This is a genomic window from Flaviaestuariibacter terrae (genome assembly GCF_054777635.1).
Window position 1 is genome coordinate 294,626 of sequence record NZ_BAAHAL010000008.1, and the last position, 25,032, is coordinate 319,657.

The following is a 25,032-nucleotide window of genomic DNA, read 5'->3' on the forward strand; positions in this document are numbered from 1 at the left end:
GGCTAGCGGCGCAGAACGAGGCGCTGCACGCTGCGCATACCGGCGGTCTCGAGCTCCACCAGGTAGGTACCGGCGGGGAGTACGGCGGGCAGCGAAAGCGGCTGGCGGCTCGAGCCCGCGGGCAGGCGGATATCCTGCCGCAGCACAAGTCCACCGGCGGCCGTATAAATACGGACGGTGCCGGTGCCGTCGGCGGGCGCGGTTGCCTCGATGCTCAGCGCACCCGAGGTTGGGTTGGGGGTCAGCACAAAGCCCGCATCAGCGCCCCAGTTGAGCTCGCGTACGGCGCTCCAGACGATCTGCCCTCCGGGCTTGCGCAGCTGGAGGCGGTAATAGTTGATCCCGCTAACCGGGTGCAGGTCGTAGCCAACATAGGAGCGCTGCTGCGCCGCCTGCGTGGCCTGCGCGTGCTGCAGGTCTTCCCAGCGACGGCCATCGGCGCTGCGCTGCAGGAGGTACGAGGTGCCGGCGAGTTCGTCGGATACGTTCCAGCGAAGCTGGCTGCGGGTTCCGTCCTTGCGGGCATCGAAGGAAAGCAGGTTCGACGGAAGCAGGTAGGCGTTGACTTGTATGCGGTAGTCTTCCACTTCGCCGTCGGAGAAGTAGCCGGTGGCATTGCTCGTCGTCATGCCGTTGGTCGCCGAGGTAACGCGGATGCGGATGAATGTATAGGAGTAGTTAGTGAGCGTCGTGGTCGGCGTCGGCCAGAACAGCTGCACGGTCTGCGTTGAGCTGCTGCTTGGAACGTTTACCGTGATGCCTTCGCTGGCATCGAAGAGCCCGTTGCTGTTGAAGTCCACCCAGGCACATACGGTGGCGGCGGCGCCGGTGTTGTTGTATACGTTTACGTTGGTGACGTAGTTGCTGTTGTTGATGACGATCGACGGCGTAGGCATGCCATCGTCGGCATCGCCCGTTGCCAGCGTCGATGTATTCTTCGACCATTCCGACGTAACGGCGGCTCCCAGGCGCAGGTTGGTATTCACCTCGTGAACGGCCGGCGAGTTGGCCACGGGGTCGTAGCTGGCCGGCGCATCACCGAGGTCGCCCATCGGCTTGAAGGCCTCGGCGCCGTCGCCATAGCTGCCGCTGGCGGGAAGGCCTGTAGCCGTCATGGTGTACACCGTGCCCACGTTTGTGGTACCGTTATACTTGGCGATACCGGCATTCACGTTGTAGACGTTGCCCTGGTAGTCGACCGAAACCTGGTTGGGCGTAAAGGTGGAAACAGGCGTATAGCGGGTAACCACGCCGGTGTACATGTTGTACTGGTATACGTCCTCATTGCCGGCCGACCCGTCGAAGTCGTACAGCACGCCGTTGTTGATACCGATGTCGCTCCAGTCGTGCGTGTTGGACGATGAGGTGCCATTGTCTGCTGCAACCGAGTAGGCCAGCACGGCGCCGGTGGCCGACCCGGTTGTGGCGTCGATGTCGATGCGCCACACGTTCGACTTACGACCCATCGAAGTGGTGCCGCCGCTGGCGTAGCCTTCGATGCCGAGGTACAGCTTCCCATCATAGAAGGCCGCCGACCCCGACTCAACACCCGATTCGTAAACGGGGATGCCAAGCGAGGTAACGTCCGAGATGAACGTGCTGATGGTTCCGGTGTTGTAATCGTACTTCTTTACCGTTTTGTCGGTCGATGGCGACGAAGTGAGGCTATAGGTATAATAGATGTAATGCTTTACTGGGTCGTACGCAAGCGAGTTGATGTTGCTGGCGCCCGCGTCGGTGAAAATGGACTTGGCTTTGCCGGTAGCGGGGTCGATCTGGTAGATCGTGTTGTTCACCACCGTCAGCACGTAGCCCGGCTGGCCCGTCCAGGGTGTGCTCACCGAGTAATAATTGCTGGCGAAGGCTGCCGAGCTGCTGCAGGCCGTTACATCGGAAAGCCAGAAGGCGCCGTCTTCGCGGCCGCTTGCGGGACCGCCGGTTACGACGCCGGTATTCGTGATCGTGATCGTAACGCTCGTCACCGGGCCGGCGATCGACACGTTGACCGTGCCCGCCGTGGAGGTGAGGGACTGTGCCGAGGAGCTCGCATCCACGCGGGCCGTAGCGCTGTTGTTGTTCGTGATCGTAAGACCGGTGCCCGTGATCGTCGACAGTGTGATCGAGGCGCCGCTGGTAACACCATCGCCGGCGGTGATGGCCGCGCGCTGGTTCACATCGATATCGTACAGTGAGAATTTTACGTTCTGAACGGCTACGTCGAAGGTGAAGGTGATCGCGCCGTTGCCGAGGAATTTCACGTCTGCGCCGGCGCCGTTGGAGCCCGTTTCACCCGTATGGTCGCTCATCACACCGAGTGTGTTGGTACCGGTATAGTTGTGCGTGATGGTCACCTTCTGGGTGCCAAAGGCAAACTTCTGGGTGGCTGCCGCCGTGCTGGTAACGTACCCTGCATATGAGCCATTTGTGTGGAGGAAGTCCAAGGCGTCCCAGTTGAGCTGGGCCTGCGAGCCGGTGGTACATTGGGCCAGGGCCTTGGAAGAGATGACCATTACCACCAAAAAAAGGCGTAAAAGTCGATGCATAGGATACGGTTTTAGTTAGGATTTGGTACGCTTCCGGGGAAGCGCGCAACAGGCACCGTACCCTCGTCCGAACAAACCCGCAGTTGCGGCCTTGCTCGCGAGGCATCGAAAGGAGGATAGTTCAGTTGTCGGGTACGGATTCGGTTCAGTCAAACCTTCGTCGTGGGACTAAGGGTTAACCGGCTCAAAATTAACTAAAGCGGACAAATCCCACAAGGGTAAAAGTTGGTGATTTTTATAGTAATCTTACGATGGCCGTGATCCGGGTTTTTACCTAGTGCGGTTTTTTCCTAACCTTTGCAGCATGCAAAAACCTGTAATCGGGATTACCTGTGGCGACCTGAACGGCATTGGTACCGAGCTGATCATCAAAACGTTTTCGGACCACCGGCTGCTGGAGCACTGCACCCCGGTGATCTTCGGCTCGAATAAACTGATCAACTTTTACAAGAAGACGATCCCCGACGCCAACTTCAACTACACGAGCCTGAAGGAGCTCGCCAAGGTGAACCACAAGCAGGTAAATATTGTGAACTGCTGGGAAGAGGACGTGGCCATCACCCCCGGCCAGCTCAATGAAACCGGCGGTCTTTACGCGATCAAATCGCTGCAGGCAGCCACCCAGGCGCTTCTCGAGGGACATATCCACGGCCTCGTAACCGCTCCCATCCATAAGAAGAACGTACAATCCGAAGACTTCAAGCATACCGGTCACACACCCTATTTCAAGGAAGTGGCCCGCGCCCGCGACGTGCTGATGCTGCTCTATGCCGACAACATCCGCGTTGCGCTGGTAACGGAGCATGTACCCGTGAAAGACGTGACAACGCAGATCACCAAAGGCGCCATCATCAGCAAGCTCCAGCTGCTCCAGCAGAGCCTTCGCCGCGACTTTGGCATCGACAAGCCGAAGATCGCCGTCCTCGGCCTTAACCCACATGCCGGCGACGAAGGCCTTATCGGCGGCGAAGAGGATACGATCATCCGCCCGGCCATCAAGGAAGCAAAGCAAAGCGGGATGCTCGTGTTCGGCCCCTACAGCGCCGATGCCTTCTTTGCACGCCGCTCCTACCTGCAGTTCGATGCGGTGCTGGCCATGTACCACGACCAGGGCCTTATCCCCTTCAAAACGATCGCCGTGGGCGAAGGCGTCAACTTCACCGCCGGCCTGCCGTTCGTGCGCACCTCGCCCGACCACGGCACCGCCTTCGACATCGCCGGGAAGAACCTGGCCGACGCGACCTCCTTTACGACTGCCGTCTTTGAGTGCGTCGACATCATCAACCGCCGCCGCGACTACGAAGAGCGGACGAAAAACCCGCTGCGCAAAGTGACGGGCGAGATCCTGAAGAACGTGGAGGATGAGCGGATCGATGAGACGATAGGATAGTCTGCTAATGGGTTAGTCTGCTAGTCTGCTAATATGCAAACGCCTCGACTTTGTCGAGGCGTTTGCCATTTACTGATAGAAACTATGTATTAGCAGACCAGCAAATTAGCAGACCAGCAGACTACTTAAACACGCTATCTGCCACACCCTTGTTGATGGTATAGCCCGTATAGGTGAGTACCACGCGGCCTTTGCCATCACCCTTCGGGGGATCTTTTTTACCGCCGCTTTTCTCGTAGTCGAAGGTGACGCCTTTGGGCAGCTTGAAGTCCTTGGTGCTGAACACGAAGGTGACCTTGTCGGGGAGTCCCCAGGACGTGTACTTGCCGTAATCAAGCAGCATTTCGTAGGTGCCGCCATCGCGGGTAACGACCGTACTTCTACGGATGACGCCCGCGGCCGGGTCGATGTAGAGGGTGCTGAGGACGACCTCGGCGGCTTCGTCGGTGGGAAGAAGCTTCACAACGCGGGTGGTAAACGTACCAACGCGCGCCGTTCCCGCATCCACGATACTGTATTGATTGCCGGCCAGCAGCGACGCCATATTGACGCGCACGCCGCCCTTGGGAAGCACCGAGATGCCGTTCGGCTTCTGTACCCGGAAGCGGTCGGGGCTTTTGAAGAACACCAGCACGGCCGACGACGGCGCGTTGATAAAGGGCACGTCGATCAGCATGCTGGCGGCGGCACTGTAGTCGCGCACCTTTTCAAGACGGGCCTTTACCTGCCGCACGAGCGTGGCCGCGTCCTGCGCGCGGGCGGCAAGGCCGGAAAACGTGAGCAAAAGAACGAGGATTCGTTTCATAATATCAGTTTAGGAGAGGATGTCTTTCTTCCGGGCGACCAGGATGGTGGCCCCGACGAGACCAACGATATGCAGCAGCAATACCCCCGCGGAGCGCGCGATCTCGGGGCCGTCGATCGGCCGCTCGAAAAAGCCTTTCCAGTTGAGCATGTGGTTGGTGAACAGGTACGGCTTCAGCGCGTTGAAGAGCGGGATGTTCATCGTAGTAAGAATGGTGCATACGATGATGACGCTCATGGTGGCGATGATGGGACCTACGGCGTTCTCGGCAAAGAGCGAGAAGAAGAAGGCCAGTGCCGCCACGGTGGTCATGGCGAGCGCGGCAAAACCGAAGGCTGCCCCGTAGCGCCAGAACACATCGCCACTGTCGAGGATCACGATCATGTCGCTCTTGAGGATGATGAGATCGCCGGTGCCGAAGATGAGCAGCGAGCCGAAAAGGGCCAGCAGCGCCATGAAAAGCAGGAGCAGCAGCGTATAGATCGTTGCAGCGACGAACTTCCCCAGCAGCAGGGTGCTGCGGCTTACCGGCCTCGAGAAGATCAGCCGCAGCGTGCCCATGTTGGCTTCGCCGGCAATGCTGTCGCCGGCCACCAGCGCGATCAGCAGCGGCACGTGCACCAGCAGCGTTTGCAGGATGACGAAGCACACAAAGTAGCCGTTGATGATCCGCCCGCTGATGGAGAATGTGTTTTCCACCGACTGCAGGGCGAAGCCGAGGTAGGTGGCGCCATCGGCATACAGGGCCAGCTGCAGCAGCAGCACGATTGCCGCGATGGCGCCGAAGGCGATATAGGTACGGGGCTTCCGCGCAATCTTATACAGCTCGATCCGGACGATGGTCCACATGGGCGGGTTGGGTTATGGCGAGGAAATAATCTTCGAGCGAATGACGCGGCTGCAGGGCCTGTACGCCGACGCCCAGGGACACGAGATCGCGTGCCAGCGCCGGCACATCGGCGCGGGCCATCCGCAGCAGGATGCGGTCCGCGGCGGGCTGCAGGGCGCCGGCCCAGGAGGAAGCGGCCAGCAGCGCGCGGGCGCTCACGTTGTCGGTGGCGCTCAGCTCCACCAGCATATCCGCCGGGTTGAGCAACTCCTGTACCCTGCCCTCGGCCACCTTGCGGCCCCGGTCGATGATGAGCATCGCGTCGGCCACGAGCTCCACTTCGGCAAGCAGGTGCGACGATACCAGAACCGTCTTTCCCTCCTCGCGGCTGAGGCGGCGGATGAGCGTGCGCACTTCGGCGATGCCCTGCGGGTCGAGACCATTGGTCGGCTCGTCAAGAATAAGGAGGCGCGGGTTGTGTACGAGCGCGCAGGCGAGGCCGAGGCGCTGCTTCATCCCCTGGGAGAAGGTTTTGGTCTTGTCGAAGGCCCGGTCGCGGAGACCCACGACTTCGAGCTGGCGGAGTACGGTCTCGCGTGTTGGCCGCATCCCGCTGAGCCGCGCCATGATCCGGACGTTGTCGTAGGCCGACAGGTATTTATACAGGTCGGGGCGCTCGATCACGGCACCGACCTGCGCCAGGATGGCGTGGCGGTTGTGTTGGAGTTCCTTTCCCAGCAGCTCGATACGCCCCGCCGAAGGTTGTACCAGCGTCAGCAGCATCCGGATCGTGGTGCTCTTGCCCGCGCCGTTCTGCCCGAGAAAGCCAAACACATCGCCTTCCTGTACGGAGAACGAGAGATCGTCCACCGCCTTCAGGCCGGGATACTGCTTCGAGAGATGCGAAACGGAGATGACTGGGGGCATGGGAAAGTGCAAAGCTAGGCCGGGGCCATGCCCTAATAACAAGCGGCGAAGGGAAAGGTTGTTACCGATGGGAAATCGGCACGAGCGCTGAAGCGCTCCAACAAAGTGGCGGCACTACGCGCCACATTATTTCTCCTGCCTATCGCCCCCCCGGACTGAAGTCCGGGGCAATAGCTGGCCGCCGCTATGCGGCGAAATGTATCCGGGATTGTTATGCTACTTGCATTCGCCGCTCGTTCAAAAGATAGTTGATACGTCGGCATCAGCTTTCAAAACCTCTCGACAAAAACTTTTCTAAACCCGTAAGCCAACGGAGCCTACTTCTTGATATATCCCTGCAGCGCCTTCACATAGGCCTCAAAGGCATCCACCCCTTTGTTGGTGATCTTGCAAAGCGTTTGCGGGTAATTTTCCTTGAACTGCTTCGTTACCTCGATGTATCCGGCGTCTTTGAGCTTCTGCACCTGCACGCTCAGGTTGCCGGCGGTAGCACCGGTCTGCTCGCGCAGGAACGTGAATTCGGCCTCCTTCACCCCGATGAGGAGCGACACGATGGCCAGGCGCAGTTGCGAATGCAATATGGGATCGAGGTCCTTAAACATGCTGGGTACGGGTCTTCCTCAGGTAACGGGCACGCAAGATAAGCCCCGGTACGAGCCAGTTGGCGATGCCGGCGATGCCGTTGAACAGGTAATCGTATTTCGTGACCGTATAGCAGGAAAACACGAACAGCGCATAGCAGAGCAGCGCACCATACAGCATCGGGCGGAACTTCTGGGCAAGAGCCGTAGCAAGCGTCGGTATGCCGTAGAGCAGGAGCAGCAGGCTGGCGGCGCTGGGCACGAATACATGGAACGGGATGATTTCATTGTTCGGGCCGCGCTGGAACACGTGAGTTCCCTCGGCCAGCATGAGGCGCTCGGTTTGGCCGGGCACGACGTTGAAGTAAAACACCAGCGCGAAAATGCTGAGACCATACACCATCCACACGGCGTTCATTGCCTCCTGGGTGTGCGTCAGAACGGTACGCCGCCGCGACTCCCGGATCGAAATGATCAATTGCGGGACCAACGCCACGAGGGTCAGGATCCAAACGTCGAAGCCGATGGAAAAGTGCCAGTTCATCTGGGCGAAGCTCAGGAGCCCGCACAAGGCGATCACCGAGCCCCAGAGTATGGCGCTGGTGCCGGTCTCATGAAAGTTTCTTTTCGATTTGTCGATCATCTCGGTGATCAGCTGCAGGCTTTCCTCATGCGATAGCGGCGCTTCTTCACGATGCATACGACGTTGCTTTTTCTTTTAACAGGTAACCCGGGATGATGTAGCTGCTCAGGATGGCAAAGGCGGTCAGCAGCATCTGGTAGTCATAGGCGACAAACACGCAGGCCATCGCGAGGAGCCAGTTGAGGATGCCGCCGATCACCAGGGGCCGGAAATGAAGCAGGCGCCCGGAGATGAAGGTGCCAAGCCCGTAAAAGAGGATATAGAACGGGTAGGCGTTGAGAAACCCGTCGCGGAGCTGCGCGATGAGAAAAGACAGCACGAAGAAGGAAATGCCCACACCCATCCAGAGCGCGCCCATCGATTCACCGACATAGCTGCGCACCCCGTCGCGCCCATGCCGCCGCGAGCGCAGGATGGTAATGATCACGGCCGGTACGATCACCCACCACACCCGGTAGTGCTGCGGGTAGTGGACCACGACCTTCAGCAGGAACTGCGCCATGAGGGCAGCAAAGGCAATCCAGCCCCAGAAGAGGAAATAAAACCGGTTGGCGCCGAGGCTGGAGCGCGTTTTCCGGATCATCGTGTGGATCAGCGCGAGGCTGTCGTCGGGAGTAAAAGCGGGTTCGGACATGGTTGTCTGTTTACTGAGCGATGAGCAGTGAGCAGGTGAGCGGCACGCGCATTTGATCGCCCGCCGCTCACCATTCACCTGCAGCCTATTTGGAAAGCAGCGACAGGAAGTATACCGTATTTCTACGGCCCCATGTCGGAGCGAGCGCATCGGCGGGCTTAAAGCTATCGAATTTTTTTAGGGCTTCCTGCCAGATAATGCCCGCTTCTTCCTTGCTGCCACCGAATTGCGGGGGCATGAAGAACTTGTCCTGCCCTTCGAGGTAGAATACACGCGGATTTTCGGGGTTGAGCCTTTTGGCGTTCTCGAGCGCTTCCGAAGCCGCCGGGCCGTAGGTCATGTAGCGGTTCATCGGGTCGAGCGACAGGCGCAGCGTGGCGATCATCTTGCGCACGACGAAGATCTCGGAGTTGTCCTTGCTCAGCTCCTCGGCCTTGTTGAGGAGCGCCTCGGCCTTATCGGCGATGGGATCAACCTGCGCGGCCATGTTCTGCTTTCCCTGCGAAAGCGAATAGCCGGAATTCACCTTGGCCAGCGCTGCGTAGTAATACGGGAGCCACTGGGTTTTCTCGGCGTCGGCAATGCGCTCGAAGCCGGCCGAAAGATCGGTGAGGGCAGCAACGTCGCGGGTTGTGTCGAGGGCAGCGATGCGGCCCTGCATGGCGCTTACATATTTCTCATTCTGCGCAAAGGAGGCGCCCGATACAAAGAGGGCGATAACGACGAGTAGCTGTTTCATATCGAAAAGTTTGGAGTTGGGGGTTTGGAGTTCGGAGTTACGTGTCAGCGGCGGTCGCGGAGAAGCTTTTCATATTCGGTTTCGGCCGGGTCGCCGTGCTGACTGCCGGGACCGAAGGCGGAGTACCACTGCATGGCGATGCCGATGCCCCAGCCGATCGTGGGCCAAACGGGCCACGGTACCCAGGTGCGGTAGTAATTGCCGCCGGTGAAAAACCAGATCAGCCACAGAAAGGCATTTACAGCCAGGTAGGTGTACAGCGAGCGGCGAAAGGCGGCACGGCGGCGCGCAATGCGCCACAGCTGCGGGTCTTTGCCCTGGGGTGTGTCGTTGTAATTCATGCGGAAAAGTTGATTGGTTATTTAATTATATCAGACATCCGACATCAGAGATCGAATATCCGCTTACAGGTTATTGTTGATCACGTCTTCGGTGCGGTCGACGCCGAAGGAAATGAACGCGCCGAGGAAAAAGAACATGTTGGTCGGCGGGGTGATGGCCTCCTTGCGCGATCCGTTTTGCGCATACTTGTAGCCATACACCTGCCGGTTGCCGAGGAAGTTGGTGACCGAGGCCACGAGCACGGTGTTTTTCGAGGCACCTTTTGTAAACAATTTCGGCAGGTAATTCATGCTGAACGACGCGCTGTGGTAATCGATGGTGCGGCCGGCATCGGTGAGCACAAACTTGCCGGCCCCGTTGTCGTAGCCGATGTTGTAGTACGGGCGTCCTGAAGCATAGGTGTACGACAGGTTGAAGCCCGTTTTGATCGAAGGCACAAAACGCTTCAGCACGAAAGCTGCGGTGTGTTTCGCGGCAAACGACGGCTCGATGGCGGCGGGAAAGTTGAGGTAGTCCCGCTTTGTATCGAGGTAGGAATACGAGATCCAGTAATCCAGGTTTTTGATCGTTTTCTTGTCGCGCCAGAACAGCTCAAAGCCCGAGGCATCGCCGTAGCCCGTGGAGCCGGTGGCCGTTTCGCGGCCATTGAATACGCCGGTCTTCAGGAGGCTCTGGTATTTTTTGTAAAAGACTTCCACGCGCAGGGTCTGCTTGGGGGTTACCCGCTGGTACTGCGCGATGTAATGCGTTGCCTTGGCGTAGTCGAGGGTGACGGGCGCCGGCAAGTAGTGCCGCTCGGGCGTCTGGTAAAATTCACCATAGGCAAGCGAGGCCTGTCCCTCCTGTCCGACCTTGTAGGCCAGCGACAGGCGCGGGGCGACATTCATCTTTCCGAGCAGCGCCGAGTGCTCGGCACGCACACCGACGCGCGCGGCGAGGGCATTGGTGATATAGAGGTCTGCCTCGCCGAAAAGGGCCTTGAGCTGCTCGGTAACGCTGTTGGGATATTGCTGGCCGTTGAACAGGGTATAATCGCTGCGGTCGGAGCTGTAGTTGTACTCGGTTCCGAAGCGAAGCGCGCTGAGACCGCGCAGCTTGTAATCCAGCACCGCCTTCGCGTTGGCATAGTGTCCGCGGTTGACTAGATCAAAGTTCTTCGACTCGTAACCGGCGATCACTTTGGGATCGTTTTGCGCATCCACCAGCTGCGCGTCGATATCATCGCGGTTATCGGCGTAGGAAGCGCCAACGGCAAGCTTCCAGCGTGCGCCCAGGTTGCCGCGCCACGACAGGTTGTGGTACAGGTTGTGGTTGCGGAGTGAAAAGGCATCCTTGTAACCCAGCGTGTCGATGCTGGCCTGGCGAAGCCCCAGCTTGTTGATGCCGAAGTAGCCGTAGTATTTGAGCATGCCGCTGCGGCCGGTGCGGATGCGGAAGTTGGCGTCCGCCGTATGGTACTGCGGCACCTGGAAGTATTCGTCGCGCAGTTTGATCAGGGCGAAGCCAAGACCTACGTTGGTGTAGCCGTAGGACGCACCCCAGGAGGATTTCTTATTCTTTGCCAGCTTCTGGATGCCGCCGTTGACACCAAGTACCGATACACCCACGGAGCCGGAGCTGACGTCGGGCAGGTCGATCGATTCGAGGATGAGCGCCGAGGAAAGCGCCTGGCCGTACAGGGCCGAATAGCCGCCGGCGCTGAACACCGTGCCCTTGAAAATAAAGGGAGAGAAGCGGCCGCGCTGGGCTACGTTGGGCACAGAGCTGTAAAAGAAATTGTTGACCAGCGTTCCGTCGATAAAGGTTTTGGTTTCCTGCGCCGTGCCGCCGCGCACGAAGAGGCCTTCGCTCTCTCCTACCTGCTGCGCGCCCGGCAGCGTCTTGACGGCACCGGTCACATCGGCCAGTGCCGAGGCGGTCGTCACGATGTCGATGGGGCTGAGCACCGTGGTCTTCTTCTTGTCGCTTGCTTCAAAGGAGCCGGCTGAGATCACGACGGCTTTCAGCTCGGTCACTTCCTCGCGCAGGGCGATCGTAACCTGGACGGGGCCGTTGCCGAGGGTCACCGGGCCTTCCCAGGACTTATAGCCCACGGCCGTTGCCTGGAGCACCTGCGCGCCCTTTTCGGTGCTGGCAAAGCGGAAGTGACCCGACGAATCGGTGGTACCGCCATCGTAGCTGCCCTTGATGCCGAGGCTGGCGCCGGCGATCGGCGCGCCCTTGGCATCGCGCACGATCCCGCTGATGGGCTGGGCAGCGGCGGCGAGCGTAAGAAGAATAAAGATGGGAAGCAGGTAGAGTCGCATAAGAGGCAATTGTTTGACAAACATAAACTGGTTTATGATATAAACCAAACTATATTTTAGACCATCCGTTGCAAAAAAGGGACGGATGTTGCCATCCGCCCCTTACGCTATAAGTAACCAAGAACTTATTGTCCCTTCATTACTTTCTCCTGGTACACCTGCTCGTCGGTCACGACGCGCAGCGTGTAGAGACCGGCGCCGAGGCTGGGCAGGCCGCCGAGGGTAAAGTCGTTGGTGCCCCGTACTCCTTTCTCCACACGGCTGGCCACGATGCGGCCGCTCATGTCCACGAGCTGCACCTGCAGGTTACCGGCCTGGCGGAGGTACACCGAGAAGGAGATCTTATCGGTGAAGGGATTCGGGCGAACCGTGTTCAGCACGATGCTGCTGATGGCGTTGTTGCGGAGCAGGATGACGTTGCTGTAGCGGAAGCGTCCGTCGGCATCTACCAGCTTGAGGCGGTAGTAGCTGTCGCCCGCGGGCACGGCCATATCCGTGTAGCTGTAGGTCGAGTTGGAGCCACGCGTTTGCACGAAAGCCACGTTGCCGAACACGACGCCATCGGAGCTGCGCTCCAGCTGGAAGTAAGCCGCATTGATCTCGTCGGCTGTTGCCCAGCTGAGCACGTTGTCCTTGCCTTCGCGGCTTCCGCGGAAGCTGAGCAGCGAGATCGGCAGGAAGGTGATGGTCTTCTGTGTCGACGACACGCAGGATTCGGTACCACCCACGTACAGCGACTTCACGTCGGCCAGTGTCGTGGCGGTTACGGTGTACGAGTTGATCGTGATCGAGTCGGTGCTGAGTACACGGCCTACCGTGGGACTTCCCAGGCCGCTGTTGTACCAGATACCGTCGGAGATCGCAACGCCGTTGGAGTTGTACACGCGGTAGAAGTAATTGTCCTGCGGGTTGGTGATCACCAGCTTCGCCTTCTGGCCCGACTGAACGGCCGTCTTGCTCGTTACGCCGATCACGGGTGCGATGGGTGTATTGCTGACGGCACAGGCGCAGATGATCTTTTGCGAGGCGCATACGTATTCGCCCTTCGTGCCGCTTTCGCTGATCGAGATCGTCAGCTCGGCGCCCTGGAAGAGCATACCGCCCACATAAATGGGGCCCCAGCTGTTGGAAGAGCCGCCCAGCGTGTAGTTGGCTACCGCAACATCGTTAACGTAAACGGTCATGTACGAGTTGGTCGGCGCGAACACACCCGTGGGGAATGTACCCTTGATATAGGTGGCGTCGGAGTAGAAAGGCTGGTTCTGCAGCACGCCGTTGATGCTTACCTGCACCGCGTTGCCGCTGGCGTCATACACCGGTGTGTAGGTGCCGCCCGAGGAAGCGTCGGTAGAGAAGGTAACGCCGCCACCGCAATAGGTGCTGCCCGTGTTGCTGCCGGATACCGAATAGGAGCCCGATGTAGCCGCGGTACCGCAGCGCGCTGTCGTCAGCGTGGCGTAGTACGAAGAAACACCCGAGCTGGCCACGGTAACGCCGGAGTTCCAGTAGCCGGCCGAATCGACCGTTACCGTTGCCAGCAGCGTATTGCTGTTGTTGTACAGCAATACGGTACCGCCGACCGTGCCGGTTCCGGTGATCGTGGTTGTGGGAATGAGCTTGCCCGTGAGCGAGTCGATGTTGATCGCGGGAGCTGTATTGGAGCAGGCAACGGCGGCGACGGTGCTCCGGAGCTCTGTGGCGCAGTAATACGTGTTGCCGGCATCGGCCGATTGTGCCGCGATGCGGATCTGCTCCCCGGCGTTCAGGGTATAGTTGCTGAGCGAGAACGACCAGGCGTTCACGGGGCTGCCGCTGAGGGTAGCCGTTCCGAGGAGAACGGAATCGCGGTATACGCGCACGACGGCCACGGCGGGCGTTGTGGCGCTGAAGCCGCCGCTGATGGACGTGGTGGCAGTTGTGATGCTGCCCGAGGTCAGCGTCGGGGTGGGCGAAGTGCCGGACGACTTGCTGCCGTTGGAGGCGCTGTTGCACAGCAGGGTCACCGCCGAATTACAGCCGCTGTTGGTCGCATAAGCCATATAGGTGCCCGGGTCGAGCTGGGCGTTGCCGTTGCCGCTGCAGCCGCCGGAGTAATACCAGCCGTTGGCGTCGTAGGTGAGACCGGTGTTTGCTTTCGGTGTTGTCGGAACACCCGAGACCACCAGCGTGTTGCCCGTGCTTGTCATCCGGTACAGGCTGATGGTATAGCCCGTCGTATAGCCGGTGCCGTTCAGGCCCTTATTGGCCACGCAGCTAATATAGAGCGGTGTAACCGTGCCGGAGCAGCCTGCTACGTTCTTGTAGTTCGACGTATAGCACCAGCGCGATTCATTGGCGCCCGTACCCTTTGCCTTGGCGAAGATGATATCGCCCACGGCGTAGACGGTTCCCGTCAGGTTGATGGTAAAGGGCACGCCGCTCGTCGCGGAGCCGGAGCCGATAACGGTGGTCGTATCCGATCCTTTATAAAAATAGATGGTCGCCGTACCGGAGCCGCCGGTGGCTTTGGTCCAGGTACCGGTTATCGTGGTGGTTGCACCACTCTGAACAGCCGTCGAGATTGTCGGCGCCGGGGTGCAGATACCCGTCGGGGCGTTGCAGGAAATACAGATGGGCGGCTGGTTGATCAGCGTGGACGAATCGTCGCAGCCGTAAATATCGGAGATCGGGCCTGCGGTGGACGGCTTCGGCGCCATCACCGTGGTGGGGATGATGCGCAGCTTCTGGCTGATGCCGTTGGTAAAGAAGCCCGAGTTGGTGAAGGCGGAATCGGGCACGTAAAAATCCAGGAAGTAATCCGGGTCGCCGTGTTCGGTGGTAGCGGCCATCACCACCTGCGAGAAGTCGGTCCAGTTCTTACCGACCGTGTTGTCGGTAGAAGCCCAGATCTTGTGGCTGGTCTTGATGTTGTCGCTCGGGTTGCCGAGGCCGTCGATATTGTACAGGGCGATGCGGAAGCCGGTTTCCATGACGAGCTCAAGCTCGTAACCGGGGTTGCCGTTGATACCCGTGGTCTTGGCCACGTAGTTGGGATCGGAGCCCGCGCCCCACTTAAGGTCAGTATCGATCAGCAGGCTGAAACCCTTGGCACCGGGGATGATGGTGCCCATGCGGAAACGCACGAGGGTAGCGCTGTTGGTCGCATCGTGGTAGAGGTATACGCCATTCTTCTGCTGGTCGTATACGATGTCGGAAAAGCGGTTGTCGGGGCCGCGGCGCAGGTCGCAGCAGGGCTCACCGCAATAGCTGGCGATCGGCTTGTAGGGGATATTGTTCACCGAGGCCGACGTGTCGTCGCCGCTCAGCGCCCAGCCCGCATTTGTAGCCGAAGCATAGTGGTAGGTGCTGGTACCGAATGTCTTTGTAACTGTGTTGTAGTTCGGGCTGAGGATGGTCTTCCCGTTCGCGTCGGTGGCCGCGCGGATGATAACGCCGGGGCCGATCTGGGCCTGGAGGGCGGTGCCCGCGAGCAGACAAATCAGAAGCAGGGAAAAAGCAGCAGTGCGCGCGATACGTGCGGGGGCAGGATTTCTCATTCCAGTTTCGTTTTGATGTGATGTCTTGGCTTCGGTAGGGAAAGGGGGCTGTCCGTAAGAATATTGGAATGAGTTGGTCGTATCGAAAGAAATCTAAGTGTTTACGACTACCCTAAGATAATAGATTATCCATTATATATAGACAAAAGTACGCAGTTTTTCCTTGGTGTATACCCTATTGGTGCCTTTTAGCTCAACCATGGGAAGCAAGGGGCAGATTCTGGGAACGAAAAGGACCCTCACCTGACGGGATAATGACGCCGGAAGGCCGGCTAGCTGGCCGGAGAAAGTGACTATTCGTAAACGGGGAACGGATATTCGGGCACTTTTCATAAAGGAGGTTAGCTTGGCTGATCTGTGAAAACCCACGCCTTTCGGGCAGATGGAGTGCAAAGTTCGTATAGCAGAGCTTGGCTGGGGTAAACACTTAGACAAGCTCAGCCTTTTTCCCGGTGAACGGCATCGATCCGGGGGTTTTCGCCGGTCCGGCACTAAGGGTTTGCCTGCCGGCCCCAAACGACGTAAATAACTCACTCGTAAAAGAGGAGGCGCTCAGCGCACTAAGTAAAAACACTTGCACTACCGATTTTGGGCTAGGCCGTTTTTCGCTCAAGCACTACCTTAGGTTGGCGATGAGCAGCCCGATCCGCGTGTTACATATTGAAGACGATCCCGACTACCGCCAGTTGCTGCGTGTATGTTTCCTGGTGAAAAGCCACCTCGTGCGCTTCGAGGAGGCCGATGATTGCGCCAAGGCACTGTGGCGCCTGCAGATGTGCCTGCCCGACCAATACCCACAGCTTATCGTACTCGATCTCAACATGCCCGGCATGAAGGGCTACGAATTCATCGAGCAATTTCGTACGCTGCCCATGGGGCACCGCGTGCCGATCGTGGTGTTCACCAGCTCCTCGAACCCCGAAGACCAGGCCTTCTGCCGCGGCCACGGTATCGACATGCTTACCAAGCCCCACTCTATCCAGGAACTCGAAAACATGGCCGACTGGATGATCCGCGAGCGCGCCGTCAGCTGAAAACAGCTCGTCGGCTGACGAAGATCAGCCCGCGAGTAAAAGTATCCGGATACTTTTACTCCGTAAAAAAACAAATCACCATGATTGCTCCGGATACCTTCGCTCCCACTGCCGACAACCTGTTTACGCTGCATGTGCCCGACCTTGAGCCGCGCCTCAAGCACCCGACCATCTTCCGCTACTTCGATGAGCTCGCGCCCGGCGCCGCTTTCCGCATCCTCAACGACCATGACCCGAAGCCCCTCTATTACCAGCTGATCGCCGAGCGCGGCAACGTTTTCGGGTGGACCTACCTGGAGCAGGGACCGCAGACCTGGCTTGTAGAAATACGGAAGCACGATGCGGCCAATGGCCCCACGATCGGCGAGATCGCCGCCAAAGACCTCCGCAAGGCCGATGTATTCCGCAAGTACGGGATCGACTTCTGCTGTGGTGGCCGCAAGTCGCTGCAGCAAACCTGCACCGAAAAAGGTCTTGACCTTGCCGCCGTGGAAGCGGAGCTCGACGCCAGCACGCGCGGCGGCGCGCCGTCGCAAAGCTTCGACCGCTGGGACGCTGCATTTCTTGCCGACTACATTTACAACCAGCACCACCGGTATTACTACGACGAGGCACCCGTCATCGACGACCTTCTCGAAAAAGTGGCCGGGCATCACGGTGCGCAGTTCCCGCAGCTGCTCGAAGTTCGCCGCGCCTGGAAGATCCTTGCAAGCGAGCTGACCACGCATTTCGCCCGGGAAGAGAAAGTGCTTTTTCCTTTTATCAAAACATTGGTGGCCGCGCAGGCCGGTGACGGCGAAGCGTTGCAGCGTTCGTTTACGCTCCGGGAGCCACTACAGATGATGGAAGCCGACCACGAATCGGCCGGTGAGCTGCTGGCAACGATCCGCACGCTTACCAACGGGTACCGCATGCCCACCGGCGCCTGCAACAGCTTCGGGTTGCTCTATACAAAACTTGAAGACCTCGAGCGCGACCTGCAGCAGCATATTCACCTCGAGAACAACATTCTTTTTCCGAAGGCACTGCAGCTGGAGCGCACGCTTCGCGCCGGCGCCTGACGATTTCCTACATCTTTGCGCATGCTTTCCACCTCCTGCAAATACGCACTCCGGGCGGCCGTATACCTTGCCGCCCGCTCCCATAAGGGCGAGCGCGCGGGTATCCGCGAAGTGGCCTCCGATATCGGGGCGAACGAGCATACCACGGCCAAGATCCTCCAGCAGCTGGTCCGCGAAGGCCTCATCGCATCGGCCAAAGGCCCCAGTGGCGGCTTCTTCCTGCCGCCCGGGGCCCCGGCCATTTACCTCATCGACATCGTGCGCCTTATCGACGGCACCGATCTGTTCACCGCCTGCGGTCTTGGGCTGAAACGCTGCTCCGAAACGAAGCCCTGCCCGATCCACAACAGCTACAAGGCGGTCCGCGAGCAGCTGCACGCGGAGTTTTGCCGCATCACCGTGCAGGGGCTTGCCCGTGACCTCGACCGCGGACGATCGTTCCTGAAGACCCGCTGATGAAAACAGCACTCCTTGCATTGCCCCTCGTACTCCTTTCGCTGCTTGCCGCGATCTGGGGCGGGTGGATCCGCACAGGCTGGAACCTTCCGCTGACGGCCGCGGCCGCACAGCACGGCAACCTGATGGTCAACAGCTTCCTGGCATCGCTTATCATGCTGGAGCGCGCTATTCTGTTCCGCCAGCTGTGGGTACGCCTGCTGCCGCTGCTCAATGCCGCCAGCGTCCTGGCCTTCCTTGCCGGCGCGCCGATGCTGGCGGAGGCCTTTCTCATCGCCGGCGGCACCGGCTTCCTGCTCCTTTGCTGCTGGTTCGTGGCCCGCTACCGCGAGCTGTATTATTACGTATTTGCCGCGGGCGCCTTCTGCGGGCTTGCCGGCCACCTTGTATTTCTACGGACGGGAAGCTACGCGGCGGCCGCGCCCTGCTGGATCGACTTCCTGCTCCTTACGATCGTGGCCGAGCGCCTGGAGCTCTCGAAATTTCTCCCGCGCACGGGCGTGCAGAAAGGCCTGCTGCTGCTGTTCCTTGCCGCCGCCCTGGGCGCATTGCTACCGGCGGATCCTGTTGCCGGGCGCGCGCTGTTGGCCCTCGCGCTTGGCGCCACCGGCCTTTGGCTGCTGCGCTACGATATGGCGCGGCGCGCCCTCCGCGCAAACGGCACCCACTACTATTCGGCGCTCCTGCTGATCATTGGGTTCTGGTGGCTGTTGGCCTGCGCGGCCTTCCTGCTGGGACAGGGACGTGTTGTATTCGGCTACGACGCTGTACTCCACAGCTTTTTTATCGGGTTTGTGTTCTCGATGATCTTCGCGCATGCACCGGTCATTCTCCCGGCGCTGCTGAAGAAGCGGCTGCAGCTCTATCACCCGGTGCTGTATGTGCCATTCGTGCTCCTGCAGCTATCCTTGTTGCTGCGCCTGTGCGCCGACCTGCATGGCTCGGGAGCACTGCGTCGCTGGGCGGGGCTGGGCAACGGCATTTCGATCCTGCTTTTTGCCGGCATGGTGGCGCTGCGAACAACGCGGCAGCTTCGCTCAGGAAAAGCCTAGCTGCGCGCGGGCTTCTTCACTCATACGCGCCTGCGTCCAGCGCGGCTCATAGGTAATATCGACATGAACGGCATTGAGGCCGGGAATGCCTGAGACGGCCGTCTTCACCTCCTCGGGCAGGAACGCCGCCGCCGGGCACGACGCCGTGGTCAGCGTCATCAGCACGTAGGCATCCGCCCCGATGACCTGCACATCGTAGATAAGCCCGAGGTCGTAGATGTTTACGGGAATCTCGGGGTCGTAGATCGTACGCAGCCGTTCGATCACTTCGGTACTGGTCATGGCGAGAGCTTTCCGCAAAGGTCGACGTGCCTTGCCGCGCAGCGGCTGATGCAGACAACCGATGCTGTTGATCTTGCTCAGGCAACCGATGTCATTTTACAAGTTATTTTGCCAATGCCCGACAAACACCTGTACGCACGCCTGGGCCTGAGCAACCTGGCCCTCGTGGCCTTGTTCGGCGTCGGGTTGCGGCTCAAGATCTTATTCGAGCTTCCCTTTATCGATTACCGGAACCTGCTGAGCGCGCACTCGCATTTCGCCTTTGCCGGCTGGGTCGGCTTCATGTTGCTTACGGTGCTGCTGCATTACCTGCTGCCCGCCGACATCGCGGCGCAGAAAAAATGGGGCCGGCTCCTGCTGGCCGTCGATGCCTGCGCGCTCGGGATGGCCTTCAGCTTCCCGTTTGGCGGCTACCGTGCGGCGGCTCTTATTTTCTCTTCGGGCTATATCCTCCTCACCTACGTGTTTGCGGTGCTCTATTGGCCTGTCTTCCGGAAGCATGCCAGCAAGCCGGAGCGCCTGCTGGTCACCGGGTCGATCCTCTCACTGCTGCTGTCGGCAGCGGGCCCCGCGGTACTCGCCTGGATGATCCGCACGGGTTCGGCTGATTCACTGCTGTACCGCGATGCGATCTATTGGTTCCTGCACTTCCAGTACAACGGCTTTTTTACGCTGGCGCTGATGGCCTGGTTCTTCCGTGCACGCTTCCCATCGGCCACTCCCCTGCCGCCGGTGGCGAAACGCTTTGCCGGCTGCCTTACTGCGTCTGTTCTGCCGTCGCTTTTTCTCGCGTTGCTGTGGCACAACCGCCCGCTGTATTATGCGATCAGCGCCGTGGGCGTAGCGCTGCTGCTGGCGAGCCTGTATTACCTGGCACAGATACTTGCAGCGCCGGGTGCCCTGGCGTTCTGCCGGCACCGCCTGTCGCGGCGCCTGTTGCGCCTGTCGTTTCTCTCGCTTGCGCTGAAGCTGCTGCTGCAGGCAGGCACCATTCTGCCCAGCCTTGGCAATGCCGTCTATGGCGACCGCCCCGTGATCATCGGTTTCCTGCACCTCGTGTTTCTTGGATTCGTGAGCTTCTGCCTTCTCGCGATACTGGTAGAGGAAGGCTACTTCACCAAAGAGCGGGGCATGCGCGCAACAGCGATAGTGCTGTTTGCCGCCGGCGTGTTTGCGAACGAAGCGCTGCTTATGCTGCAGGGTCTTGGCGTATTGCTCGGCACCAACAGCCGGTACTACAGCTGGGGGCTGCTGGCCGCCGCGTTGCTGCTGCTGGCGGGTGCCGTATCGATGGCTGTATCGGTGTGGCGTAACCGCGCGCAAACAGATCCGGCATAAAAAAAGCCGCTGCCCGAAGACAGCGGCTCTTCACGTGCCGGCAGCGATCATTTCTTTGCATCGTTGCTGAACATGAATTCGAGCACCGAACGTGCATCGGACTCGGTCAGGCTTTGGTTGGGCATACGCACCATGCACACTTCCAGCATTTTCTGGGCGGCCGTGTCCTTGTTGAGCATCTCCTCGGTGTTCATCACGAAGTTCATGATCCACTCGGGCTGACGACGGCTCGTAACACCTTTCCAGCCGGGCCCCACGAGCTTCTCGCCCGACAGCTTGTGGCAGGAGCCGCACTTGACCTCATAGATGCTCTTACCGCCCGCAACAAGCTTGGGATCCAGCGGGCTGTTCAGTTTCACTTCCGAAACGGGACCAACCCCTTTCGGGTTGCTCGCTTCGGTGGCCGGCGCCGCGCTGCCCGCATCGGCTGCGGGGGCAGGGCTGTCACTCCCCGGGCCGGAGCCGCAGGAAACAGCAAGCAGGCTGCATACGCCGAGTGCCGCGGTTAAAAACGAATTTCTCATAATTGACTTTTTATGGTGAAGAATCGGAAACATCATTGTATGGAAAAGGGGACCGTTTGCGCGAGCGTATGGCCCTCGTGATCGAGCGCCAGTACGATGCGGAGCTCCAGGTTTGCCGGAGCCGGCTGGTCGTTGACCCAATATTGGTTGATGGCGAGCGTGTCGTTGTGGTCATGGATATGCGCGTAGTACAACGTCGTGGTATCACCGGCTTTATGTATCGACAATTCGTAGCCATGAATCGTGGCGGGCGCGATCGCAGATGCGACGATGCGAACGGTGTCTGCAGCAGCATAGCGCGCATTGGCCGTCGGTGCAGCCACGTGGAGCGTAGCGGGCGACGCCGTGACGGGAGCGGTGCTTTCGCCGGGGTGCTTTGTGCAGGCCAGCAGCGCAAGCAGCGGGCAGAGGAGTATTTTCTTTTTCATACGGTTGATCACTGATTAGAATTGGGTCAGAAAAGAAAGGTGCTTCGCAGGGACAGCCCGCCGCCGACCTCGACCTGTCCGCCTGCCAGTCGCTGCAGCGGCGCAGCCTGGTAATTGATGCCAAAGGCCAGCCGGCGCGTGTTGATGTCTACGCCCGCGCCGGTATACAGCACGCGCCCACCCGACTCCTCCTGAATTACGTGCTGCCGCGCATCGGGCAGCTGCCACTCGCCGCTCAGCTGCACATAGGGCGCAAGCGACCAGCGGCGCCACTCTTTCCGGTACGCCGCCTGCAGGCCGCTGCTAACCATATCGCCGTAGCGGAATCCATCGCGGTTCGACGTATTGTATTTATACGATCCGTTGGCGCTGAAGGTCCAGCGCGGCAGCGATACCCGGTAGGCGCCGTTGAGCAGCAGGTCGGTGCTGCCGGTGCCCAGCTGGAAGTTCTGCTCCCCTGCTTTGCCGGCGTCGGCACCCGTATAGCGTCCCGAAGGAAGCTTTACCCCGGCGCCAAGAAGCAGCGTCTGCCGCAGGCCTTTGTCGGAAGCCCGGTCCCATACCCGGTATTGCCCGAGCAGGCTCGCATCGCCCAAGCCGCCCAGGTAGCGAACCGTGGATGCGCCCTGCAGGCTGTTGGCCTGCCAGGGCAACTGCGCCATCAGTTTGAAGCGGCTACTGACAGAATACTGCGCAGTGAGGAGCAGGCTGTTGTAGCTCTCGCGCCCGGCGCCTTCGTCCGTATAAGTACGGTATACCCGGTGCAGGTAGCTGATACCAAAATAATTCCGGGCGAGGTGGGGAAAAAGGTTGGGATTGTAGTAGCTCACACCGCAGCCGCAGATATCGCAGGCGCCTGCCGGCACATTTCCGAGCAACGGCATCAGCAGGAAGAGCGCGTAACGTGATTTCATATGCGGCAGCTGTTTAATTGGATACAAATGTCTTATTAGCAGCGGGCCGACCGGTTAACGGGGCTCAAGCGGTCGCATGACTGTCATCAATACACTCAGCGCAGTATCCCCGAGGCCGGCTCGGGCCGCGAACGAACGCGAACAAACCCGCTGCCCGATGCCAGCTGCTGCTCCCTGCTGCGCATCACCCGGAGCAGGCACACGATCACAACGGCCAGCCCGCCCAGCACGAATAATCCGCTTGCGGCGAAGGCACGGAACAGCGGCGCCGACCGGCGCATGATGGTCGCAAAGGCCTCGTTGGAAAGCGTTCCGGAGATCTTTACCAGGCCGCTGCCCAGGAGCGAAACGAAGAACAGGAGCAGGGCGCCGTTGGTCACCCAAAGCGCGCGCCGTAGCGTTCGCCCGTGGGCTGCCAGAGCCCTCGGCCTGGCCTGGCCGAGAATATAGCTGACCGAAGCCAGGAGGAGCATGGTGTTGATACCGATGGTAGCACCCATGGCGTGGGCAACGGTGATGTGGGTGCCATGCGTATAGCGGTTGATGGCCGGCACCGAAAGCAGTATCGCCAGCGCGAGGTTGAGCAACACCCAGCCATCTGCCAGCGACAGCAGGAGGAACGTAAGCTGGTGGGACCTGCGTCGTGCCTCATTCAGGGTGCGCCGGAATTTGAACAGCAGTTGAGCCAGCAGCAGTAGCTCCGTCATGCTGATGGCATACGAAACGCTGCGCACCCAGGGCGCCGCGGGCACCACGTAGGTATGGTGCCCCCAATTGAACAGCAGGTTGGTCAGTCCGAGGAAAAAGAAGAAAAACGATGTGCCGGAGCGTGCCAGCCGTCCGTCGCCTTTGAGCTGCTCCATCACGTAGAGGCTGCAGCCGTAGATCAGCATATTCCAGCTGCCGACCATCGATCCGAGCGCTTTCCATTGCACGGTAACATCGCGCACAGGGTTGCGCGAGAAGTGGTCGAACAGCCAGAGATAGCTTTCCGAAAGCGTGATGAAGAAAAAGACGATGCCGGCCGTCCAGCTGAAGTAGTAAACCGGCGCAGCGCGGTAGCGTGGCCGTAGCGTTGCAAAGAAATTGACGGCGAGTGGCAGCCAGCTGGCGGCGACAAGCGCACCCAGGAGCGGCGGAAACTCCAGGTACTCGCGGCCACCGAAGCGCCCGGCAAAGAAGCATCCGATAATGAGCAGCGATGCAAGAACCTGGAGCCCGAAGTGCAGCCATCCCGCCTTGATCGACCAAAGCTGTCGGCCAGCCGCACGGGGTACGTAGAAATACAATCCGCCCTGGGCCGCGCAGAAGATCCAGGAAGTGACGAGATACACATGCAGCGGGCGCGTTTTCTGGAAGGAAAGCGCTGTACGCAGGAAACCGGGCAGCACATACTGCAGGCTTCCCAGCGAGCCGAACAGGAGTCCGAGCAGCAGGTATGAAAGCGCGAGGGCCAGGAAGGCGAGCGCAATGGGGTCGGACGATGTATGCGGCTTAGCGCGGGCGCGGAGGCTCATGGGTGCTGCTTTGATCGACCGAGCGCAGGTAAGCGAGGAGGCACTCCCGCTCATCGGTCGACAGGTGAAAATCGGGCATGCGGCTGCCACCGGATTGCAGCAGCGCATTCAGGTAAAGGGGACCGCGCCGCGGGTCCGACCAGGCATGCGTCAGGTCGGGGCCGAGGTAGCCGCCAAGGCCGAACAGCTGGTGACAGGCCTGGCAGTTGTACTGCTGGTACAACTCTTTGCCGCGGGCCGCAGCAGCGCTCAGGGCCGGCTGGCCCGTTGGCAGCTCTGTTCCTTTCGTGAACACCAGCGCGCTGTACAGCACATAGCTTGCAAACAAGGCGAGCGCAATTGCAATGCGGATCATCTCCCGGTCAGTTTATCATTCGTGAATCACAGGTCTTTCTTCCGGAAGGTCCGGAGCGCCGCCGCCAGTGGCAGCAGTACCCACAACAGCAGGATACCAAGCGTGAGCGCGGTGCCGCCGCTGGTACCGAGGAAGTCCTTGTAGACCGCTCCGGTATAGCCCATCAGCGCGCTCACATCGAGGTGCAGCATGATGAAGATGCGACCGAGGTCCACCGGGTTCAGGCAGGAGAGCAACAGCGTCACGGTTTCGAGCGGGTAGTCGCCGAAGGCAAAGAGCACGAGGAGCAGAAGGCCATCATAGATCAGCGTGAAGAAGAACCAGAGCAGCAGCGCCGACCCGATACCGCGCGCCTTGTCGCGGCTGCGCACCGATGCCAGGAAAGCGATCGACGTAAACACCAGCGTAAGCAGGCTTCCAACCAGCACCAGTGCTCCGCCCGTCGCATTGCCCTGGAAGAGCAGCACCGGGAGGCCCACGCCCAGCAGGAAGGCCAGCAGCAGCGAGGCGCTGATCCCGGCCCACTCCGACAGCAGCACTTTGCCGCGGCTAATGGGTTGGGTGAGCATCAGCTCCAGGAACTCGTACGAGTTGTACCAGTGGATGGTGGCGAACACGATGCTCACCAGCGGCACTACAATGAGGATGATGTTGAGCAGGCTGAGCACCGCCTTGGCCGAATCTTCCTCCATCTGGAAAAGACTCAGCGACAGCAGCAGCAGGAAGGCCGTATACGCAAGCATCACCTTGTTGCGGATAATATCGGTCAGCACGTAGCGGGATAACTTGAGCATGA

The 25,032-nt window shown here is 59.9% G+C and carries 24 protein-coding genes; 6 read left to right on the forward strand and 18 right to left on the reverse strand.

Annotated elements, in window-relative coordinates; all coding sequences use genetic code 11:
• Positions 1–2: 2 nt before the first annotated feature.
• Positions 3–2,543: a GEVED domain-containing protein gene (locus ACYU7Z_RS09305; protein ID WP_460569695.1), complete on the reverse strand. Its 2,541-nt coding sequence runs from the start codon at positions 2,541–2,543 to the stop codon at positions 3–5.
• A gap of 304 nt (positions 2,544–2,847) precedes the next feature.
• Here ACYU7Z_RS09305 and pdxA point away from each other — a divergent pair, with 304 nt between their 5' ends.
• Positions 2,848–3,933 carry a PdxA family dehydrogenase gene (gene pdxA / locus ACYU7Z_RS09310; RefSeq protein WP_460569697.1) on the forward strand — a complete coding sequence of 362 codons (1,086 nt, stop codon included), beginning with the start codon at positions 2,848–2,850 and terminating at the stop codon, positions 3,931–3,933.
• A 121-nt stretch (positions 3,934–4,054) separates the two neighbouring features.
• Here the strand turns inward: pdxA and ACYU7Z_RS09315 are convergent, their stop codons facing one another.
• The 10 genes from ACYU7Z_RS09315 to ACYU7Z_RS09360 all read right to left on the reverse strand — a co-directional run bounded on the left by ACYU7Z_RS09315 (position 4,055) and on the right by ACYU7Z_RS09360 (position 15,275).
• A complete protein-coding gene (locus ACYU7Z_RS09315; protein ID WP_460569699.1) occupies positions 4,055–4,738 on the reverse strand; it encodes a LolA family protein in 684 nt (227 codons plus the stop codon).
• A gap of 9 nt (positions 4,739–4,747) precedes the next feature.
• Complete coding sequence (locus ACYU7Z_RS09320; protein ID WP_460569701.1) at positions 4,748–5,587, reverse strand: ABC transporter permease; 840 nt, start codon at positions 5,585–5,587, stop codon at positions 4,748–4,750.
• Positions 5,556–6,494, reverse strand: coding sequence for an ABC transporter ATP-binding protein (locus tag ACYU7Z_RS09325; RefSeq protein WP_460569703.1), 939 nt, complete (start codon positions 6,492–6,494; stop codon positions 5,556–5,558). The genes ACYU7Z_RS09320 and ACYU7Z_RS09325 overlap by 32 nt, the downstream gene beginning before the upstream one ends.
• A 317-nt stretch (positions 6,495–6,811) precedes the next feature.
• Positions 6,812–7,096 (reverse strand): winged helix-turn-helix domain-containing protein, encoded by a 285-nt coding sequence (locus ACYU7Z_RS09330; protein ID WP_460569705.1) that lies wholly within the window; start codon positions 7,094–7,096, stop codon positions 6,812–6,814.
• Positions 7,089–7,775 (reverse strand): hypothetical protein, encoded by a 687-nt coding sequence (locus ACYU7Z_RS09335; RefSeq protein WP_460569708.1) that lies wholly within the window; start codon positions 7,773–7,775, stop codon positions 7,089–7,091. Before ACYU7Z_RS09335 ends, ACYU7Z_RS09330 begins: the two co-directional genes overlap by 8 nt.
• Entirely contained in the window at positions 7,765–8,352 is a 588-nt protein-coding gene (locus ACYU7Z_RS09340; protein ID WP_460569710.1) for a hypothetical protein, read from the reverse strand. The genes ACYU7Z_RS09335 and ACYU7Z_RS09340 overlap by 11 nt, the downstream gene beginning before the upstream one ends.
• A gap of 85 nt (positions 8,353–8,437) precedes the next feature.
• The gene (locus ACYU7Z_RS09345; protein ID WP_460569712.1) at positions 8,438–9,091 is read right to left on the reverse strand and encodes a tetratricopeptide repeat protein; all 654 of its coding nucleotides are present in this window, start codon (positions 9,089–9,091) and stop codon (positions 8,438–8,440) included.
• A gap of 44 nt (positions 9,092–9,135) precedes the next feature.
• Positions 9,136–9,432: a 2TM domain-containing protein gene (locus tag ACYU7Z_RS09350; RefSeq protein ID WP_460569714.1), complete on the reverse strand. Its 297-nt coding sequence runs from the start codon at positions 9,430–9,432 to the stop codon at positions 9,136–9,138.
• A gap of 63 nt (positions 9,433–9,495) precedes the next feature.
• Positions 9,496–11,739 (reverse strand): TonB-dependent receptor, encoded by a 2,244-nt coding sequence (locus tag ACYU7Z_RS09355; RefSeq protein WP_460569716.1) that lies wholly within the window; start codon positions 11,737–11,739, stop codon positions 9,496–9,498.
• 125 nt (positions 11,740–11,864) lie between these two features.
• Positions 11,865–15,275: a T9SS type A sorting domain-containing protein gene (locus ACYU7Z_RS09360; protein WP_460569718.1), complete on the reverse strand. Its 3,411-nt coding sequence runs from the start codon at positions 15,273–15,275 to the stop codon at positions 11,865–11,867.
• 632 nt (positions 15,276–15,907) lie between these two features.
• Between ACYU7Z_RS09360 and ACYU7Z_RS09365 the strand changes: the two genes are divergently transcribed.
• From ACYU7Z_RS09365 to ACYU7Z_RS09380, 4 genes are all read left to right on the forward strand, one after another.
• Positions 15,908–16,309, forward strand: coding sequence for a response regulator (locus tag ACYU7Z_RS09365; protein WP_460569720.1), 402 nt, complete (start codon positions 15,908–15,910; stop codon positions 16,307–16,309).
• Positions 16,310–16,389: 80 nt separating this feature from the next.
• A complete protein-coding gene (ric, locus tag ACYU7Z_RS09370) occupies positions 16,390–17,370 on the forward strand; it encodes an iron-sulfur cluster repair di-iron protein (RefSeq protein ID WP_460569722.1) in 981 nt (326 codons plus the stop codon).
• A gap of 21 nt (positions 17,371–17,391) precedes the next feature.
• Positions 17,392–17,826 (forward strand): RrF2 family transcriptional regulator, encoded by a 435-nt coding sequence (locus ACYU7Z_RS09375; RefSeq protein WP_460569724.1) that lies wholly within the window; start codon positions 17,392–17,394, stop codon positions 17,824–17,826.
• Positions 17,826–18,878: a hypothetical protein gene (locus tag ACYU7Z_RS09380; protein ID WP_460569726.1), complete on the forward strand. Its 1,053-nt coding sequence runs from the start codon at positions 17,826–17,828 to the stop codon at positions 18,876–18,878. Before ACYU7Z_RS09375 ends, ACYU7Z_RS09380 begins: the two co-directional genes overlap by 1 nt.
• Here ACYU7Z_RS09380 and ACYU7Z_RS09385 read toward each other — a convergent pair.
• Complete coding sequence (locus ACYU7Z_RS09385) at positions 18,864–19,160, reverse strand: iron-sulfur cluster assembly protein (protein ID WP_460569728.1); 297 nt, start codon at positions 19,158–19,160, stop codon at positions 18,864–18,866. The two genes, ACYU7Z_RS09380 and ACYU7Z_RS09385, sit on opposite strands and share 15 nt — an antisense overlap.
• A gap of 114 nt (positions 19,161–19,274) precedes the next feature.
• Between ACYU7Z_RS09385 and ACYU7Z_RS09390 the strand changes: the two genes are divergently transcribed.
• A complete protein-coding gene (locus tag ACYU7Z_RS09390) occupies positions 19,275–20,498 on the forward strand; it encodes a hypothetical protein (RefSeq protein ID WP_460569730.1) in 1,224 nt (407 codons plus the stop codon).
• Positions 20,499–20,545: 47 nt separating this feature from the next.
• On the opposite strand, the gene ACYU7Z_RS09395 is transcribed toward ACYU7Z_RS09390, so the two are convergent.
• The 6 genes from ACYU7Z_RS09395 to ACYU7Z_RS09420 form a co-directional block, all read right to left on the reverse strand.
• Positions 20,546–21,022, reverse strand: a complete 477-nt coding sequence (locus ACYU7Z_RS09395; RefSeq protein ID WP_460569732.1) for a c-type cytochrome — start codon at positions 21,020–21,022, stop codon at positions 20,546–20,548.
• 32 nt (positions 21,023–21,054) lie between these two features.
• On the reverse strand, positions 21,055–21,450 hold the full coding sequence (locus tag ACYU7Z_RS09400) for a hypothetical protein (RefSeq protein ID WP_460569734.1): 396 nt from the start codon (positions 21,448–21,450) through the stop codon (positions 21,055–21,057).
• Between the two features lie 26 nt (positions 21,451–21,476).
• Positions 21,477–22,364, reverse strand: a complete 888-nt coding sequence (locus ACYU7Z_RS09405; protein WP_460569736.1) for a transporter family protein — start codon at positions 22,362–22,364, stop codon at positions 21,477–21,479.
• Positions 22,365–22,459: 95 nt separating this feature from the next.
• Positions 22,460–23,881, reverse strand: coding sequence for a cbb3-type cytochrome c oxidase subunit I (locus ACYU7Z_RS09410; protein WP_460569738.1), 1,422 nt, complete (start codon positions 23,879–23,881; stop codon positions 22,460–22,462).
• A complete protein-coding gene (locus ACYU7Z_RS09415) occupies positions 23,859–24,236 on the reverse strand; it encodes a c-type cytochrome (RefSeq protein WP_460569740.1) in 378 nt (125 codons plus the stop codon). The genes ACYU7Z_RS09410 and ACYU7Z_RS09415 overlap by 23 nt, the downstream gene beginning before the upstream one ends.
• Positions 24,237–24,262: 26 nt before the next feature.
• Positions 24,263–25,030, reverse strand: a complete 768-nt coding sequence (locus tag ACYU7Z_RS09420) for an ABC transporter permease subunit (RefSeq protein ID WP_460569742.1) — start codon at positions 25,028–25,030, stop codon at positions 24,263–24,265.
• Between the last annotated feature and the right edge of the window lie 2 nt (positions 25,031–25,032).